This window comes from Candidatus Binatia bacterium (genome assembly GCA_026415395.1).
Lineage (GTDB): Bacteria > Desulfobacterota > Binatia > HRBIN30 > HRBIN30 > HRBIN30.
On record JAOAHD010000001.1, the window covers coordinates 61,927 to 79,919 of the forward strand.

General features: G+C 61.4%; 16 protein-coding genes. 2 read left to right on the forward strand and 14 right to left on the reverse strand.

The window, feature by feature from the left end:
* Positions 1–12: 12 nt before the first annotated feature.
* The 14 genes from N3C12_00215 to tal all read right to left on the reverse strand — a co-directional run bounded on the left by N3C12_00215 (position 13) and on the right by tal (position 15,127).
* Positions 13–627, reverse strand: a complete 615-nt coding sequence (locus tag N3C12_00215) for an SCO family protein (protein ID MCX8070869.1) — start codon at positions 625–627, stop codon at positions 13–15.
* Between the two features lie 19 nt (positions 628–646).
* Complete coding sequence (locus tag N3C12_00220) at positions 647–1,396, reverse strand: endo-1,4-beta-xylanase (GenBank protein ID MCX8070870.1); 750 nt, start codon at positions 1,394–1,396, stop codon at positions 647–649.
* The gene (locus N3C12_00225) at positions 1,356–2,243 is read right to left on the reverse strand and encodes an endo-1,4-beta-xylanase (protein MCX8070871.1); all 888 of its coding nucleotides are present in this window, start codon (positions 2,241–2,243) and stop codon (positions 1,356–1,358) included. Before N3C12_00225 ends, N3C12_00220 begins: the two co-directional genes overlap by 41 nt.
* A 142-nt stretch (positions 2,244–2,385) precedes the next feature.
* Entirely contained in the window at positions 2,386–2,673 is a 288-nt protein-coding gene (locus N3C12_00230; GenBank protein MCX8070872.1) for a nucleotidyltransferase domain-containing protein, read from the reverse strand.
* Positions 2,661–3,068: a HEPN domain-containing protein gene (locus N3C12_00235; protein ID MCX8070873.1), complete on the reverse strand. Its 408-nt coding sequence runs from the start codon at positions 3,066–3,068 to the stop codon at positions 2,661–2,663. Before N3C12_00235 ends, N3C12_00230 begins: the two co-directional genes overlap by 13 nt.
* Before the next feature lie 202 nt (positions 3,069–3,270).
* A complete protein-coding gene (gene cyoE, locus N3C12_00240) occupies positions 3,271–4,188 on the reverse strand; it encodes a heme o synthase (GenBank protein MCX8070874.1) in 918 nt (305 codons plus the stop codon).
* Entirely contained in the window at positions 4,179–5,126 is a 948-nt protein-coding gene (locus N3C12_00245; GenBank protein MCX8070875.1) for a COX15/CtaA family protein, read from the reverse strand. The genes cyoE and N3C12_00245 overlap by 10 nt, the downstream gene beginning before the upstream one ends.
* Positions 5,127–5,500: 374 nt before the next feature.
* Positions 5,501–7,012: a 4-alpha-glucanotransferase gene (gene malQ / locus N3C12_00250; protein ID MCX8070876.1), complete on the reverse strand. Its 1,512-nt coding sequence runs from the start codon at positions 7,010–7,012 to the stop codon at positions 5,501–5,503.
* Between the two features lie 39 nt (positions 7,013–7,051).
* Entirely contained in the window at positions 7,052–8,626 is a 1,575-nt protein-coding gene (locus N3C12_00255) for a glycerol-3-phosphate dehydrogenase/oxidase (protein ID MCX8070877.1), read from the reverse strand.
* 376 nt (positions 8,627–9,002) lie between these two features.
* On the reverse strand, positions 9,003–9,749 hold the full coding sequence (gene pgl, locus N3C12_00260) for a 6-phosphogluconolactonase (GenBank protein ID MCX8070878.1): 747 nt from the start codon (positions 9,747–9,749) through the stop codon (positions 9,003–9,005).
* Positions 9,746–11,308: a glucose-6-phosphate dehydrogenase gene (gene zwf / locus N3C12_00265; protein MCX8070879.1), complete on the reverse strand. Its 1,563-nt coding sequence runs from the start codon at positions 11,306–11,308 to the stop codon at positions 9,746–9,748. Before zwf ends, pgl begins: the two co-directional genes overlap by 4 nt.
* Positions 11,305–12,324 (reverse strand): decarboxylating 6-phosphogluconate dehydrogenase, encoded by a 1,020-nt coding sequence (gene gnd / locus N3C12_00270; protein MCX8070880.1) that lies wholly within the window; start codon positions 12,322–12,324, stop codon positions 11,305–11,307. Before gnd ends, zwf begins: the two co-directional genes overlap by 4 nt.
* A 46-nt stretch (positions 12,325–12,370) precedes the next feature.
* The gene (gene pgi, locus N3C12_00275; GenBank protein MCX8070881.1) at positions 12,371–14,011 is read right to left on the reverse strand and encodes a glucose-6-phosphate isomerase; all 1,641 of its coding nucleotides are present in this window, start codon (positions 14,009–14,011) and stop codon (positions 12,371–12,373) included.
* Positions 14,012–14,041: 30 nt separating this feature from the next.
* Positions 14,042–15,127, reverse strand: coding sequence for a transaldolase (tal, locus tag N3C12_00280; GenBank protein ID MCX8070882.1), 1,086 nt, complete (start codon positions 15,125–15,127; stop codon positions 14,042–14,044).
* On the opposite strand from tal, the gene N3C12_00285 reads away from it, so the two are divergent.
* Together N3C12_00285 and lhgO are read left to right on the forward strand one after the other, a co-directional pair.
* Positions 15,113–16,678, forward strand: a complete 1,566-nt coding sequence (locus N3C12_00285) for a sulfatase (protein MCX8070883.1) — start codon at positions 15,113–15,115, stop codon at positions 16,676–16,678. The genes tal and N3C12_00285 overlap by 15 nt on opposite strands.
* Positions 16,679–16,737: 59 nt before the next feature.
* Entirely contained in the window at positions 16,738–17,988 is a 1,251-nt protein-coding gene (gene lhgO, locus N3C12_00290; GenBank protein MCX8070884.1) for an L-2-hydroxyglutarate oxidase, read from the forward strand.
* Positions 17,989–17,993: the final 5 nt, after the last annotated feature.

The following is a 17,993-nucleotide window of genomic DNA, read 5'->3' on the forward strand; positions in this document are numbered from 1 at the left end:
CGTTAGCCCCGGTTATTGCCTGGCAAGGCGCCCCGCATCACGGCAAAGCTGACGCAACGCATCGCGATCCAAGCCGTGGTAATAGCCGCGAATCTCTAGGTTACGGCCGACCAGTACGAAGCGTTCGCTGTGCACGATCGGTTCTTCCGCGCGGGCATTATTCTCTTGCACGGCCAGACGGAAGCCGTTCGTGACTAACCCGTACACGGCATCACGATCTCCCGTCAGAAACGACCAGCGCGGCGTTACGGCTCCCCGCTCCTCTGCATATCGTTGCAAAACTTCAGGAGTATCATGGCGGGGATCTACGCTAAACGACACGAGCTCCACGGCACGAGCCGCCTCGCAGTTGTCTGCGAACCAACGCAGGTGCTCGGTCAGCGCCGGGCACACGCCACGGCAGCGAGTGAAAATGAAGTTCGCCACCCACACTCTGTTCCGCAAATCCACCGATCCGAATGGCTTTCCGCGGGCGTTTACGAGCGAAAATTCCGGCAATTGACCTAGGACCGGCGGCGGTGGCTGCATCCACTCGCGAATGCGTTTCAGGCCAACCACAAGCGGTACGGCGACGGAGACGAGGAAAAACGCCAACGCCAATAAGCGTTGCCAACGGGAAAGCGTCATATCGCCACAACATGGCGAATCAGGACGAGCGCTTCAAAGCAGCGGTGGCAAGTGCCGCGCGCACACCAAAGTATGCTGGCTTCGGCCTCCAGGATTCATCGAATGGTAGCGGCCAGTCGGTGATCCCGAGGAAATCACGAATCCAACTGTAACGGTCGGAAAGCCCCCAAAAGGTCACTCCCGTGCATCGCGACACCCTCGTGCAGGCTTCGACTACCTGCCGGTAATAATCTCCCTGGAACTCCAGCCGGCCCGGCAAATCCCCGACAGGAAACAAAAGGGTAACGTCGAGCTCCGTCAACTCGACATCGAGGCCCAGGTCCGAAAATCGTCGCAGCGATGCCTCCACGGTGCGGCTGTCTGGATACTGACCCATTGGGATCAGACCCAGGTGTGCCTGGAAGCCGACACCGTCGAGCGGAACTCCCGCAGCAAGCAACTCCTGCACAAGTGCAAAGAAGCGGTCTTGGCGCGGCCCTGGTGCCTCAATTCCGTTCTCGTTCAAGAATAGCTTCGCCTCGGGATCGGCCGCCCGCGCAAGATGGAATGCCTCCGCAATGTATCCGGGACCGAGCAAGCGCCGAAACACGTTGTCGTCCAGTCCGTCCTCGGTCGGCGGCTCCCCCATTGCAGACAGAGGCTCGTTGAACACGTCCCACTGGGCAATGCGGCCACGCCAGCGGCCCACAACGGCGGCTATGTGACCCGCCAGCAGAGTGCGCAACACGTCAGCCGTCGGCGCATTTTCGACGTAAGGGGGTAGCTGCATCGCCCCCCCAGACGAGGGTGTGCCCGCGCAGTCTCGCCCCGATGGCATCCGCTAGAGGGACAACTGCGTCCGCGGCAGCAAAGCTGTACACGCTGGGCAGCGGGTGAATTGGCTCCCACTTCATCGCGTTCTCAGCGGTCAGCGAGTTCAGCTCACGTTGCAGTAACCAAGCATGACTCGCGTCCGCCGCGACCTCCTCTGGCTCCACCGCCGCACCAATGAACATGCCGATCTCGTCCCCTAAGTTGCGGAGGCTGCGTGATGTGGCCTCGCCAATCACTCCCCCCGCAATGCGGAACAAAACTTCAGCAGCCTCCTGAGGAGTTGCTAAGCCCGCGCATTGCAAGGGGAAGGTCCGCGCTAGTCGTAGCTGCGTGCGGGCTACAACTCTTCTCCGAGCTTCGAGTGCCCCAGCACGCCGGCGCACAAACGCCCGCTCGCTCAACACCGCACGGGCACAATTTCCCGCTAAGGCGGCAAGCAAACGGCTCCGGCACACGTCGCTCGCCGGCAAGTCACTGGCACCTGCGCTCACGGCGGCTGCTAGCCTCTGCCACAGAGCGTCCAACTCCGCAGTGGTTGCGGCACAACGGCCGCTACCATCCAGCGCTTCCGCAGCATTCCACGCCCGCTCCAGTCGGCTGAACGCCTCAGCCAGCCGAGTGTCACGTCGCGCGGCATCGTGGTCCGAGATGAACCGCGACTCCGCAGCGAGTACACTCCGGCAAGCACGTGCCGCCGCGGCGATCTTTCGTGCAGCGCACACCACTTCTGGCGGCTCGGCGGCTCCCACCGCGCTTGCCATCGCACCCAATGTAAGAAGTACAACGAGCAGGGAGCGCTCCATAACGCGCCCCCACATTCTGAACCAAGAACGGAGCGAAGCAAGCAAAACTGTTAATGCTCTGGTGCGGACGTACCGACCAGAGCGAGTGGTTGTGGAAGTGCCCTCAGATCAGCCGATGGCCCCCGCACTCAGCGGGATTCGGTTAAATCGGGACCGCCTCCCGCTCGATGCTTGCAAGCAAAGGATGGCCTGCAGCACGGGCGCGTTCAAGTTCCTCTGGAGTGAGTACGATCGGCTCGATGGGGAGGTCGGTTCGCCGCAAAATCTCCCCGATCCGCTCGACCATGCGCCCAGGAATTCTTCCTACGATCAGTAAATCGATGTCGCTACCCTCGTGCTCTTCCCCGCGTGCGAATGAGCCAAAAATGTACACCTGCTCGACGTTCAGCTCGCGGCGCAAGACGGCGGCAAGCTCTCTCAGCCTGGCCAAAATCTCTTCACGTGCTCGAGGATCGAGTGAGCAAACTCGATGCACTGTTCTGCGTCCTTTTTATCGTAATACCTGGCCGGGGGAACTTCTTGGTCGAGGCCATTGGGATAGCGGGTGGCAATGTAGTACTGGTCGAGAAATCGGCAGGCATCGTCGAGCTGTGCAAATGCCGGGTGCTCCCCCGCGCATTCCTCTCGGAGGCGGCGTAAACTGTGCGTGATAATCGAGGTGCGCCCGCGACCGTAAAGAAACGCTTTGAGCGCCTTCTCTCCCGCCTGTTGTGCCTGAAAACACGCCCATTCGTAGTGCCTTGCCGCAGCGCTGTCCTGCGCAGCAGCAAGGTCGGCCTCAGCCTGTTCGAGCCATGTTCGCGCAATCTCAGCCCGGCCAGTCATGCATGGGAGGTTGGCACGGAGTGGCGCTCGCGTGCAAGCCAGCCGAGCTTGCTCCCTCAACCGCGGTTCAGGGCCAGCCGATCGTCATCGTTTTTCGCAAGGCCACATGGCACAGGATGCTGCCCGCCAAGCAAGATCATGCCTGCCGTCGTTCAAGTCCACGGGCAGATTTACACCCGCCGGTTCGCTGACTCGGCACTTCTCAAGGAAGGAGCCACCGGCGATCGAAAGCCATCGCACCCAAAACCAAGGGCAGGTATATCAGCGAAGCGAACAATAATGCACGGGCACGGTCCCGTGAAGGTTGGTGTGCAAACGCCACGCTCACGGCGACAAACCCAAGGCCTGTCAACACGGCCGTGCCCAAGTACAGCCACCCTGTCATCTCCAGCGGCGTTGGCAACAGAGCCACCAGCGCAAGGGCAACCGTGTGCATGACTGTTTGCCGGGCAGTGACCTCTGTGCCCGCCTCCACAACGGGCAACACCTTCAAGCCGGCCGCTGCGTATTCGTCGCGATAAAGCTGGGCAATCGCTAGCGAGTGCGGGAGCTGCCACAAAAACAGCATCGTGAATAAAACTCCAGCTTCCACACCCACCGTCCCCGACGCCGCGGCCCAACCAGTCACTGGTGGTAACGCACCAGGGATCGCCCCTACGATCGTGCAAAGTGGCGAGCGCCGTTTGAGCGGGGTGTACAAACCCAAGTAGGTCACAATGGTCAGCGCCGTGATGGCCGCTGGGAGCGAACCCACAGTGAGCGCAAGCCAGAGAACCCCAATCACGCTGAGCGCGACACCGTAGACGGTGGCCTCGATTAGGCTTAAACGTCCCTCCGGTAAGGGACGCTGACTAGTCCGAACCATCAGCGCATCTGTGTCGCGCTCTAAGACCTGGTTTAACGCCAGCGATCCCGTGGCTGCCAAGGCAGTCCCCAAAATTGTTGGCCATAGAAGAGCCAGATCGCTCGACTCGTGAGCGCCGAGATAAAAACCCACTGCCGTGGTGACCAATACCAGGAACATCAAGCGGGGCTTGCCCAGTTCGATGTAGTCCAACACACGGCGAGCTAGCCGTGCGGCGCTAATTGGCTCCGCTCGACTGGAAGGGGTTAAGTCCATGCCTTGCTGGCCTCCCCGAGCGACCAACCCGAGCGTACCCACAACCACCGTACGCGAGCGAGCCGCAAAGCGAACACGAGACTACTACCCCACACCAAGGTTCCCGTAATTCGGTGAGCGGCAAGTAAACTCAGACCAACTCCGTACGGCAACCGCAAATGCAGGTCTGTAAAATGCCAGAGATACGCCATCAATCCCAGGCTCAACTGCAAGCTCACGAGCCCAGCCAAAGCAAATGCAGGCGTGCGCAACTCCGCCACCTGCGGCACAACGCGCATAACCCACACCAACACTGCAACGGTCAAGACCGCAACGAGACACGCTAGGAAGATATGCTCCCACACGGCTTGGCCCCGATGGGTGAGAAATGCCCCCAAAACAAGTTGCGCGTAAACCGCCGCCGGCAACGCCATCCGCAAAAATGCTGCAAACCACGAGGACTCAACCATTCCAGCCTTCTGCTCGAGCCGATCCCAACTCGGGCTGGTGACGACCCACAAACCAACAAGCAGCCCGAAAAACGCCTGCGCAAAACACCCGTGTACAACGGCGAGTCCGTGTTCGAGCAACACAACCCGCATCCCGCCGAGCACTCCCTGTACAATCACGGCCGCAACCGCTCCGAGGGCCAACCACCGGACCCACGACCGCTGTTCCCAACGCCATGCAGCCACCGCCAAAATGATCGTCAGGAACCCCACCACGCTTCCCAACAAGCGATGCGAGTGCTCGTACAAAACACCTCCGACCCATTGCGAGGGCGGGTAAGTGAACATGTTGTACCCAAAAGTTGTGGGCCAATCTGGCACCGCCAGGGCGGAGCCGGTGTTCGTCACCAGCCCTCCGAGGGCCACAAGCGCAAGCGTCGAGCCAACCGCGGCGGTGCAGATCCAGTGCAACCTACGTTGCAGACTCATCACCTGTTTTTCAGGCCTCACACTGCCTCTCCTCTAGTAAGCTCGCGTACCATCGCAAAACCCGGGGACGAAGAAAACCCTTCACCTTCTTTCCGAAACGCGGCCTGCAACAATCGTGCGCTCGGACCGCTGCTTTTAAAGCAATTCAGGCCAATCGCCCCTTTTCTCGCTTTCGCGAATCCATCGGATGTCATGGCTCCGGATAGAACCGCCCGTTCGTTCCGACCGGCGCTTACCAGGAGCCCTTCTCGTGCTCGGAAACGCTCGGCACTTTCTCGCTGCCTCCCGCAGCACCCGGGCAGCCCCAACCGTGCAGCGCATGGCCGCGGCCATCGGCTGCTGGCCGGGCTGCTCTCCCGGCTGCGGCGCTTGGGCTCATGGAGGTTGTAACCCTTTCAATCGGACTTTGCGGTACTCGTGGCGAGCCGACCGTAAAGCTCGCTGAGGCTCCGCAGCCGCTGCCATACGGCGTCGGTAAGCTGGCCCGGCTCCAGGCGCCAACGCCAATTCCCTTCTGCCCGGCCAGGGTAATTCATGCGCGCTTCGGAGCCGAGGGACAGCAGATCCTGCGCGGGCACAATGAACGTGTCCGCCACGGAACCCATGCCCAAGCGAATCAAGTCCCAGGCGATGTCGCGACCGGAGCGGCCGAGGTAACGTCGCGCATAGCGACGCTCGGCTGGCGGCGCACTACGGAACCAGCCGACGGTCGTATCGTTATCGTGGGTTCCGGTGTAGACGATAAAGTTGGCAGTGTAGTTGTGAGGCAAGAACCGATTGCTTGCATCCGATGAGAAGGCAAACTGCAAAACCTTCATCCCCGGTAGGTCGAATTGCTCGCGCAGGGCATCCACCTCGGGCGTGACCGCCCCCAGATCCTCTGCCACCAGCGGCAACTGACCCAAAGTTTTGTTGAGCGCAAGGAGAAAATCCGCGCCTGGACCTGGAAGATAGCGGCCCGTTTCAGCAGTAGGGGCACCGGCCGGGATTTCCCAGTACCGCACAAAACCGATGAAATGGTCGATCCGAATGAGATCTACGAGCTCGAGAGTTGCGCGGATCCGATCGATCCACCAGCGGTAGCCATCGTCCGCCATGCGCTGCCAGCGGTACAACGGATTCCCCCAGAGTTGCCCGGTAGCGCTGAAGTAATCCGGCGGGACACCAGCAACAACTGTTGGCTTGCCACGTTCGTCGAGAAAGAACAGCTCTGGATGCGCCCAAACGTCAGCGCTGTCGTAAGCGACGAAAATTGGCACGTCTCCGAAAATTCGCACCCCGCGGGTGTGGGCGTAGCTGCGCAAGGCCTGCCACTGCTCGAAAAAGAAAAACTGCCACGCGGTGTATGTGTCGATCTCGCCGCGCAGTCGGTCACGCCAACGCTGCAATGCAGCCGTGTCCCGGGCAACGATGTCGGCATCCCATTCGCTCCAAACCTTCCCGCCGAACACGTCCTTGAGCGCAGAGAACAGCGCATAATCCTCGAGCCACCAGGCGGCACGTTGGCAAAAGCTTTGGTAGCGCTCCAACAGCGCTCCTTGCGCGGAGCGCAGCCGCTCGGCTGCTCGCCGCAGCCAAGTCCGTTTCCACGGGATCAGGCGCCCGAAATCCACCCGACTGGCAGGAAACGCAGGCACTGGCTCCAGGTCATTCTGTGAAAGCAGTCCCGCTGCCATCAAATCCTCGGGCGAAATCATCCAAGGATTTCCAGCAAAGGCGGAAAAGCACTGGTAGGGCGAATCGCCGAATCCCGTGGGCCCCAGCGGCAAGATTTGCCACCAACGTTGCCCCGCGGCGGCGAGGCAGTCGACCCACTCCCGTGCCGCCGGACCGAGGTTACCGATTCCAAACCTGGAAGGCAAACTTGTTGGGTGCAGGAGCACTCCGCTAGCGCGCGGCAACCTCATGCTCGTCTCCTGTCGTCGCCCAATCCTGTGCCCGCGCCGCTACTGCGGAACGTAGCTTGCCGCTAACGCACAAAACGCCTCGACCTCCCGCTGTACCCAGTGCTCGTCGCGCCCCAGTTCTTTCGCCATCAAGCGAGCCACGGTCGGAGCCATGGCCATTGCGGCGCGCGCGTTCAAAAACGTGGCGCGCAACCGCCGCGAGAGCACGTCTTCCACCGTCCGTGCAAATTCGTGACGAACTGCCCACACCACCTGCACCGCCCGATACGGCAGTGCCGGATGCAAGAATTCGCCCAGTTCGGGAGCAGCGAGCATCAGGCGCTGCAATACCACGGCGTCCGACCCATACGGAGCGAGGTCACCGAACCGCTCGGCGTTGAGGTGATAACCGTGCAAGTTGAGCACGCGCGTCACGCACGGGCGTTCCTCTAGCTCGGCAAGCATGGCTGCGTGATTCACACAGTCCTCGGCCATGTTTCGGTACGTCGTCCACTTCCCTCCAGTGATCGTGAGCAAGCCGTTCTGATCGACGTGAATCTTATGGTCGCGCGACAACGCCGCCGTGGACTTACCGTTGCCCGAGCGCACCAGCGGTCGGATACCAGCAAACATGCTGAGTACGTCGTCGCGCGTCGGCGCTTTATGAAGGTAAAGTGCCGCCGTGCTCAAAATGAAGTCGATTTCCGCCGCTAAGGGGCGCGGCTCAGGGCTGACTTCTGAGATTGGTGTGTCGGTCGTGCCAATTAGCGTGTGACCGCACCACGGGATCGCGAAAAGAACGCGGCCATCGCTCGTATGTGGCACCATGATGGCTACGTCGGAGGGCAGAAACGAGCGGTCGAACACGAGATGAATGCCCTGACTCGGGGAGATCAGCGGCGACGCATTGGGATCCGCGAGGCGGCGGACCTCATCGACAAACGGCCCCGCGGCATTGACGACAACCTTCGCCTGTACTGGAAACTCTTCTCCGGTCTCGGCATCGCGGGCCCGCACGCCGCGCACGACACCGTCAGCCCCGCGTTCGAGCGCGACGACACCGCAGTGATTCAAGATCACCGCCCCTTGCTCCGCCGCCGTCTGTACCAGCGCCACGAGGAAGCGCGTATCGTCGAACTGGCCGTCATAGTACAGCACGCCACCGCGCAGACCTTCCCGCCGAATCGTCGGCAAGAACTCCAACGTTCTTTCCTTCGAAAGATTGCGCGACTTACCGAAACCGTAGCGGCCCGCCAGCAGGTTGTAGACCCGCAAGCCGGCACCGTAAAACGGTCCTTCCCACCAAGCGTAAGTGGGAACGACAAAGGCAAGATCGGTCACGAGATGCGGAGCGTTTTGTCGCATAATCCCCCGCTCGCGCAACGCCTCCATCACCAGCGGCACGTCACCCCGCTCGAGGTAGCGCACCCCCCCGTGTACCAACTTGGTGCTGCGACTGGATGTACCCTGTCCAAAATCCCCACGCTCGAAAAGAACAACGTCGTAACCTCGCGCGGCAGCGTCGAGCGCCACTCCGACGCCGGTCGCGCCGCCGCCAATGACAACAATGTCCCAGGGGCGACTGCGTCGCCGCACAGCGTCGAGAAGTTCTTCGCGGGATGGAAGGCGATACATCTGCACCCGACTCCAATCGGCTTGTCTAACCAAAATTTGCCTCAGCGTCACACCTGTTTCTCGCAGCCTGAACACCGAGACCTGCCATCACCCGGCAGACGCCTGGCAACGGCGCTTCTCCCCCAACGCTCGGCACGGAACAAAGCGGAAAGAAGTCGCGGGGCTTCGCTCACTATGGCGGCCACGCTCGATGGCTCACTAAATTGCCGGCAAACCTGCCGTTCGGCGATGAAGGACAAGCACCAGAACGACGTAATCGAGATCTGCCTCCACCGAGCGATCCAGGGAGATGCGCAAGCCCCCTTGAGCGTCACAACGAGAACACAACCACCGAGGGTTTGTTTCCTCGGAGCAAGCCTTCCGGAATCCAGCTCACCTAACCATCGAGTCGCCTCGCTGCGGCCTCGTCGAGAAACCAAACAAGCTCCCCGTCGTGCGGGCAAACGCCACGTGCCGGCACCTCTTCCACTGCGCCAGTGGGGCTGAACACGCGGGCCACAGCCTCGGCCTTGTCTCGGCCCGTAACCAAAAACAGCACACAGCGCGCTGCGTTGAGCACCGGGTACGTCATCGTGAGTCGGGTTGTGCGGAGCTGCGGAACGGGGTTTGCCACAACCCAGTGGCGACGCTCCTGCAGCGCCACCGTGCGAGGAAACAGCGACGCTGTGTGGCCATCGGCTCCCAAGCCCAGCAACACCAAGTCGAACCGCGGTGGGTGGCTCTTCCACTGGACGCCAAATGCGCGCGCCATTTCTTCCTCGTACGCCCGGGCCGCAGCGGGAAGGTCGAGATCCTCACCGCGCATGCGGTGAATTTGCCCAGGGGCAATCCCAAGAGGTTGGAGCAGCGCCTCCGAAGCCATGCGATAATTCGAGTCCGGATCCGTGGGCGGCACCGGGCGCTCGTCGCTCCAAAAGAAGTGCACCTGTCCCCACGTCACCATCGGGCGAAACTCATCGCCTGCCAGCATTTGGTACATTCGTTTGGGCGTACTCCCACCCGAAAGCGCAACAAACGTGGTCGCGTTGCGCGAACGATCGGCAATTTGTCGCACGAACTCTTCGGCTGCCGCACGGCTTGCGGCCTCGTGGTCGCGGGCAACGTGCACGCGGGCGGCAGTCATCCCTCTTGCATCGACTCTGTTGCCGCTCGAGGCAGCGCCTCTACCAGCGGGCGCCATCGATGCCCTTGGCGCGCGAGCATGGCATCTGCCTCCGTTGGTCCGGGGCTGCCCGCAGGATAAAACACCAGCGGCACGGCTCCCTGGGCCCAGGCTGCCTCGATCGGATCGATGATTTGCCACTGTGCTTCCACTTCATCCCCGCGGGTAAACAACGTGGCATCGCCGCGCATGGCATCGAGCACGAGCACGACATAAGCATCCGGCAGCCGCACACCAAAGGCGCGCTGGTAATCGAACTCCATATGCACGGTGCTCGTGCGCATCTCCGGACCCGGCCGCTTCGCGCCGAACGAAATCGAAATCCCCTCTTGCGGTTGGATCCGTAACACGACGGTATTCGGCTCGATGAAGTCGCGCGGCGTGCGGGCAAAGAGCGCTTGTGGCGTGCGTTTAAAGTGCACGGCAATTTCCGTCAGCGTTGCCGCCAGTCGCTTACCGGTGCGCAAATAAAAAGGCACGCCCGCCCAACGCCAGTTCTCGACGCGCAACTCCAATGCAGCGAACGTCTCGACCATGGACTGTGGGGCGACGTTCGGCTCTTCCCGGTAACCGGGAACCTCCTGACCTGCGATCGTTCCGCGGGTGTACTGCCCGCGCACGGTGCGCTGGCGAATGTCCTCGATCGACCACGGCCGAATCGCCTGAAGCACCTGTACCTTTTGGTTGCGGACCGCGTTTGCTTCGAACGCCACGGGTGGCTCCATGGCTGCCAACGTCAGGAGTTGAAGCATGTGGTTTGCCACCATATCGCGCAGGGCTCCCGCCTCTTCGTAGTAGCCCGCACGCGTGCCCACTCCGGAACTTTCCGCCGCGGTGATGGACACATACTCAACGTAATTCCGATTCCACACAGGCTCGAACAACGCGTTTCCGAAGCGAAACACCAGGATGTTTTGCACGGTGTCCTTACCCAGGTAATGATCGATGCGAAACACCTGGTCCTCGCGGAATACTCGGGTCACCTGTTGGTTCAAAGAACGCGCCTCCGCGAGGCTCCGGCCAAACGGTTTTTCCAAGACGATGCGCGCCCAACCGTTTTCATCCCGTGCCAAACCGCTGGCACCCAGCTCGTTGAGGATGGGCAGGGCGAGTGAGGGCGGGACAGAGCAGTAGTACAGGCGATTCGCTGGGCGTTGCCGCGCAAGCTCGATTTCCTGCAGCCGCCGGCTCAACTGCGTATAAGTCGCTGGATCGCCCAAGTCGCCCGAGACGAAGTGCAACGAAGGGGCAAATTTCTCCCACTGCTCGCGGGGGACGTGCGGCATCGCCGAACGCATTTGCTCCCGATACGCCGCGTCGTCGAAGTTACGCCGAGCAACGCCAATGACGTCGAAGCCCTGACTGAGACAACCCTCGCTCGCGAGGGTGAACAAAGCCGGAATCAGCTTGCGCCGCGCCAGGTCACCAGCAGCCCCAAAGATGACCACCGTGCACGGCTCCGCCGGCGGTAAATGAAACTCCGGGCACGGCTCCACCGCCGCACGAACAACGATGCTCACGGCTCGGTCCTCGCCCGAGGTTCTTGATGCCTGCCAAACTCGAAGCGCAGCGCCGACAAAACTCGGTTGGCGAACTCTGCGTTGCCGCGCGAAGCAAACCGCGAAAACAGCGCGGCAGCAAGCACAGGCACCGGCACACCTTGGCGAACGGCAGTTGCGATGGTCCACCGGCCCTCACCCGAATCGCCCACCACACCGGCAAAGGCGTCCAAGGTCTCATTCCGCGCTAAGCTCATGGCTGCCAAGTCCAGCAACCACGAACCGATCACGCTGCCCCGCCGCCAAAGCTCGGCAATCTCCGCTAAGTCGAAATTAAACCGGTATTCTTCGTGGCCAGGCACAGCCATGGACTCGGGATTTTCCGCTGGATCCTTGGAGACACACGCTCGCCGCAACAGATTGAATCCTTCTGCATAGGCAGCCATAAGGCCGTACTCGATGCCGTTGTGGACCATCTTGACAAAATGGCCAGCACCGTGCGGCCCGCAATGCAAATAGCCGTGCTCGGCCGAGCTCGTGCGCTGCCGCAGCGGATTGGCCGGTGCTGCTTCTTTACCCGGCGCGAGAGCAGCCAAAATCGGCTCGAGGCGCTGTACAACCGTGGGCTCGCCGCCCAACATCAAGCAGTAGCCGCGCTCGAGTCCCCACACGCCCCCGCTGACTCCGCAATCGACATATTCAATGCCGAGCGGTGCCAAGCGACGTGCCCGTTGGATATCGAGTTCGAAGTAAGTGTTGCCACCGTCCACCACAACATCGCCGCGTTGGAGATGGGGCAATAGCGCCTCGATCGTGGCATCCACCACATCCACTGGTAGCATCAGCCATACAACACGCGGCGGGCTCAGCTTCTCCACTAGCTCTGCCAACGAAAACGCCCCCATTGCCCCTTCTGCCACCAACTGCTGCACCGGCCCTGCGCTCCGATTGTAAACCACGCACTGATGGCCCTTACGCAACAAACGCCTGGCCATGTTTGCCCCCATCCGGCCTAAACCGACGATGCCGATCTGCATACGGTTCTCCTCGTTGTCCGTGCAACACTACTCGAACGCAACAACGTCACAGCTTCTCCCGCTGTGCCGCGCGGGTGCGGCGTTCGCGGAAGTACAAGATCCATTCGTTCGTGGAGGGGTCGTGTTGCGGCTCGGCATCACCACACAGTTCCGGGGCGATGCGCTCGGCGAGCTCCTTGCCCAACTCTACCCCCCACTGGTCGAACGAGTTGATATTCCAAACCACACCCTGCGTGAACACGGCATGCTCATACAGCGCAATCAATGCCCCGAGGCTGCGGGGAGTGAGTTTCGGCGCCATGAGAATGGTCGACGGGCGATTTCCAGGGAAAGTTCGGTGCGGCACTAAACCAGTGGCAACTCCGCGAGCTGCGACTTCCTCCGCGCTTCGCCCGAAGGCCAAGGCCTCTGCTTGCGCCAACATGTTGGCAATCAGCAGGTCGTGATGATGCTGCAGGTCCGTTTGCGGCTCGCAAAATCCGATGAAGTCGCAAGGCACCAGCACCGTGCCTTGATGCAAGAGTTGAAAAAACGAATGTTGGCCGTTGGTCCCCGGTTCGCCCCACACGACCGGCGAGGTCGACCACTCCACTGCCTCGCCCTGAATCGTGACGGACTTCCCGTTGCTCTCCATGAACAACTGTTGGAGATAGGCTGGAAAGCGCCGCAAGCAGTGATCGTACGGTACCACCGCCCAAGTTTGGCAACCGAAAAAGTTCACGTACCAGACACCGAGGAGACCGAGGAGAACCGGTAGGTTGCGATGTAAGGGGGCACTACGAAAGTGTTCGTCCATGGCGTGAAAGCCGGCGAGGAAGTCCCGAAATCCATCGGGCCCGATGGCAATCATCAGCGACAGGCCGATGGCGGAATCCACCGAGTAGCGGCCACCCACCCAGTCCCAAAACGCAAACATGTTTTCCGGCGCAATGCCGAATTCCCGCACGGCAGCCTCGTTCGTGGAAACGGCCACAAAGTGGCGGCTGATCGCGCGCACATCCCCGAGATGACTCAGCAGCCATTCGCGCGCGCTTCGTGCGTTCGTCATCGTCTCCAAGGTCGTGAACGTCTTCGAGGAGACGATAAAGAGAGTCTCCGCCGGATTCAGGTCGCGCACGGCCAACGTCAGGTCGGAGCCATCGACGTTGGACACAAAGCGCACCTGCAAGTTCGGATCGGCATAAAAGCGCAGCGCTTCGTACGCCATTGCCGGCCCCAAGTCGGAGCCGCCGATCCCGATGTTCACTACAGTGCGGATGCGCTTGCCGGAGTATCCCTTCCACGCTCCGAGCCGCACGCGCATGGCAAAATCGGCCATGCGATCCAACACCTGATGGACCTGCGGCACAACATCCTGATCGCCGACGATGAGCGAACGCGAACGCGGCAACCGAAGAGCGATGTGCAGTGCAGGGCGGAACTCAGTCGTGTTGATGCGTTCCCCGCGAAACATCGCCTCGCGCCGCCCTGGCAGACCGCACTCTTCGGCAAGTTGCACGAGGAGCCGGACTGTGTCTCGGGTGACCCGATGCTTCGAAAAATCGGCACGCCAACCCGCGGCTTCGAACGTGAGTTGGCGGGCGCGTTGCGGGTCTTCCGCAAACAGTTGTCGCAGATGGCACGCCGCTAGCTCCGCGTAGTGTCGCTCGAGCAAAGTCCAGGTTGGAGCCGCAGTCGGAAGGCGCATGCCCATACGGTCGTTCTCGCGTGGGGAAACTTACACGGCCGCACGCAGCTCCGCCTCACGGACACTCAACCGCTCAAGCAAAGCACGCCAAGACTGCTGGAAGGCTTCCGCACCCTCTTTTTGCAACCGTTCAGCGAGCGCCCCTACGTCCACACCAGCCGTCGCGAATTCTGCCAAGAGCTCTTCGGCGCCGCGGCCGTCAACCGGCAGAGGCTCTCCTACCCGACCGTGATCCACAAACGCGAGCAACGTTTCCTCCGGCATCGTGTTGATGGTGTTCGGAGCGGCCAACGCCTCGATGTAAAGGACATCGGAGGCAGCCGGATCTTTTGTTCCCGTGCTCGCCCACAGGAGTTTTTGCGGGCGCGCACCTTCCGCTGCCAAACGCTGCCAACGTTCGCTGGCAAGCAACTCGTTGTAGGCCCGGTACGTTTTCAACGCCACCGCGTAACCCAAGCGGTTGCGCAGCCGCTCCGGCACTTTGCCCAAGACCGCCTTGTCCCAGCGGCTGACGAACAGCGACGCTACCGAAGGAATGCGCGGGTCGAGCCCAGCCGCGATGCGCCGCTCGACTCCTTTCATGTATGCCTCAGCCGCGGACAGGTAGTGCTCCCAGGAAAACAGCAGCGTAACGTTCACGGGCACGCCGCGAAAAATACTCTCCTCGATCGCGGGCAGGCCGGGAGGGGTACCCGGAATCTTGATAAAGAGATTTGGCCGCTCCGCCGCCTGCCAAAGCTCGGAAGCCGCGCGGATGGTAGCCTCAGTGTCATAGGCCAGCTCAGGCGAAACTTCTAAAGAAACGAATCCGTCAGTTCCTCCCGACGCCTCGTACGCTGGCCGGAAGAGGTCTGCCGCTTCGCGCAGGTCCTCCAGCGCCAGGGCAAGGAACAACTGCTCACCGTGAAGGCCGCGGCGCATCCCCTCAGAAATCGAGGAATCGTAGTCGCGAGAGTTCTTGATGGCGTTGTCGAAAATCGTCGGGTTCGAGGTCAATCCGCTGACCCCAAACTCCTCGATGTACTTCCGCAACGTGCCTTTACGCAGCAACGAACGTGTGATTTGGTCCAGCCAAACACTTTGCCCGAGGGCGCGCAAACGATGAGTCGGGAGCATCGATCCTTCCTCCTTTCGCAAGACGGCAACTTATCCCTTTCCTGTGCTGAGAAACAGACCTTTCCGGGACGCGGCTGCTGCTGGGCTTCCGCCACCTTGAAGGGGTCTCGTCTAGCGAAGTGGTGCCCAGGCTTCATCATCATCATCATTGCCCTTGCTCTCGTTCCTCTGCTTCCACGGATTTCGCTGGCCGCTCGGCCACATGTCGTTTGGGTGGTGGTCGACTCGCTTCGTTGGGACCACGTTGACGTTTACGAACCGTCGGCTCATCTCACGCCGTCGCTTTTGCAGCGCGCCCAGTCAGCCACCGTGTTCTGGCAAGCTTACGCGCCCTCGTCGTGGACGGTCCCCTCAGTGGCGTCGTTGTTCAGTGCCAAGTATCCCTCGTTGCATGGGGCCACCCGGTTTGGCGCTGCACCTACCTTCGACGACAACTCCGCGGCATTGGCCTTCGCGCGCAGCGGCTACCGCACCTTAGCGATCTCTGCCAACGCATTTGTCGCGCGCTCCTCGATCTTTTCTACCGGGTTTGCGACGTTCGTCGACACTAAGGATCTTCTCGGACCAGACCGCAAGGGGAAGGTGCGCGCGGAAGAAGCGCTGCGGGTCTTGGACCAGTGGCTCTCGGAACACCAGCACGGGGACTCGTCCCCGCTCTTCCTTTATTTGCATCTGATGGATCCCCATTGGCCTTATGGCCCGAAAGACGAGTTTTTCTCCCAGGTACTGCCCCGTTACGGTGAGCCGGAGAGGCTGCGGAAACTCACTGGCGAACTGTACTTCGGGCAGCTTCGTTTGGATGGCAACGTCCCACCCGAGGCCCGCAACGCGGTGCGCGCCCTTTATGCCGGCGAGGTGCTGGCCACCGATCGGGCCCTCGCCGACCTTTTTGATGTGCTCGAACGCCACGGGATTGCGAAGCACATGCTCCTCATCATCACTGCGGACCATGGAGAAGAGCTCTTCGACCACGACCACATCGGCCACGGGCGCACGTTGTACGAAGAAGTCGTCCGCGTTCCTTTGCTCACCTGGTTTCCTGGGCAAAAGCAGCGGGTGGACGTCCACACCCCGGTCTCCCTGATTGACATTCTGCCAACATCATTAGAGGTCGCGGGCGTACAACGGCCGCGCGCGTCGCTCAAGTTCAACGCGATCTCGCTTGCCGGCTGTGCTCCCGCGAGCTCGTGGCTGTCTCGCATCCGGAAGTGGATCGCGCGGGAGCGCTGTGGCGAGCCCCACCGCGCGGTGTTCGCCGAGTTGCTCCCGCTAAGAGCCGCACCCGCCGCCGCGCCTAAGCACCGCGCCGCGGTCGTTCAAGGCCGGTACAAACTGCTCATCGCACTTGACAGGACCATAGCCGCATTCGGTCTCGGCAATACCCTGCAGGAGGTGGACGGTACTGTCGTACCGGCCGAACGTTTGGAGGAACTCAAGTCCGCTTGGACAGCTTTCCAAGAGCAGCTCGCGGCCGCACCTCGAGCGGTTCCCATCGTCACCCCAGATGCTGCCACACGCGAGCAACTCCGTGCGCTAGGCTACGGCGATTGAACGCCACGAGCGCGGTAACGGCGTTGCTCCTCTGAGCTCCGCTCGGTACAAGCCGGCGGGTGAGTGACTTAGGCCGGTATGACATAGCGGTGATTGGGGCGGGAATTGTGGGTTTGGCGACCGCGCGCGCCTTGCAACGTTTACGCCCGCAAGATCGCATCCTCGTGCTGGAGAAAGAACGGACGGTTGCGGCGCACCAAACTGGTCACAACAGCGGCGTGATTCACGCCGGGATCTATTACAAGCCGGGCTCTTTGAAGGCGAAGCTGTGCGTGGACGGCGTACGCAAGATGAAGGCGTTTTGTGCCGAGCACGGAGTGGCCGTGGACGAATGCGGAAAAGTCGTGGTTGCCACGAACGACACCGAAGTGCCCCGCCTCGAGGAGTTGTTCCGGCGTGGCCAGCAAAACGGGGTGCCCGGCCTGCGCTTGATTGGCCCGCAGGAGCTCCGAGAAATTGAGCCCCATGCGAGCGGCGTCAAAGCAATCCACTCTCCTGGAACCGCAATTGTTGATTTCGCCGCGGTCGCGCGCGCAATTCGGAGCGAGATCGAAAGCCAAGGGGCACTGGTGCAACTGGGCGCCCGGGTGGTTGGGGGAGCAGTAGAACAAAACGAAGTAGTGCTCGACACCACGGCGGGCTCCTGTCGCGCCCGCTTGGTGGTGAGCTGCGCCGGTCTTTACGCGGACAAGGTGGCTACACTCTTAGGGCACAAACCAGACGTTCAAATTGTTCCTTTTCGTGGAGAATATTATCGCTTGCGGCCGGACCAGCAGCTTGTTCGGGCGCTCATTTACCCTGTACCCGACCCCCGCTTTCCCTTCCTCGGAGTGCACTTTACGAAGCGAATTAATGGCGAGTATGAAGCTGGTCCCAACGCCGTGCTGGCGTTTGCTCGGGAGGGATACAGGCTCCGGCAAGTGGCTTGGGGGGAGCTGGTCGAGGCCCTGCGCTTTCCCGGGTTTCGTCATCTCCTGATCCGCCACTGGCGCACAGCACTGGGAGAACTTTATCGTTCCGCGAGCAAGCGTGCATTTTGCCGCGCCCTGCAAAAGCTCGTACCCGAAGTGCGCCCTGAAGACTTACTTCCTGGGGGAGCCGGCGTCCGCGCCCAAGCAGTGGCTGCTGACGGCAGGCTAGTCGACGACTTCTCCATCGTTATGGCAGCACGGGTCGTGCACGTGCTGAACGCGCCCTCCCCGGCGGCAACAGCATCGCTTGCGATTGGCGAGTACATTGCCCAGCGGATCGCCACGGAATACGGCTGGGATATGCCCAACAACGCGGCCAACCCAATCACGGCAGCGTAGTACCC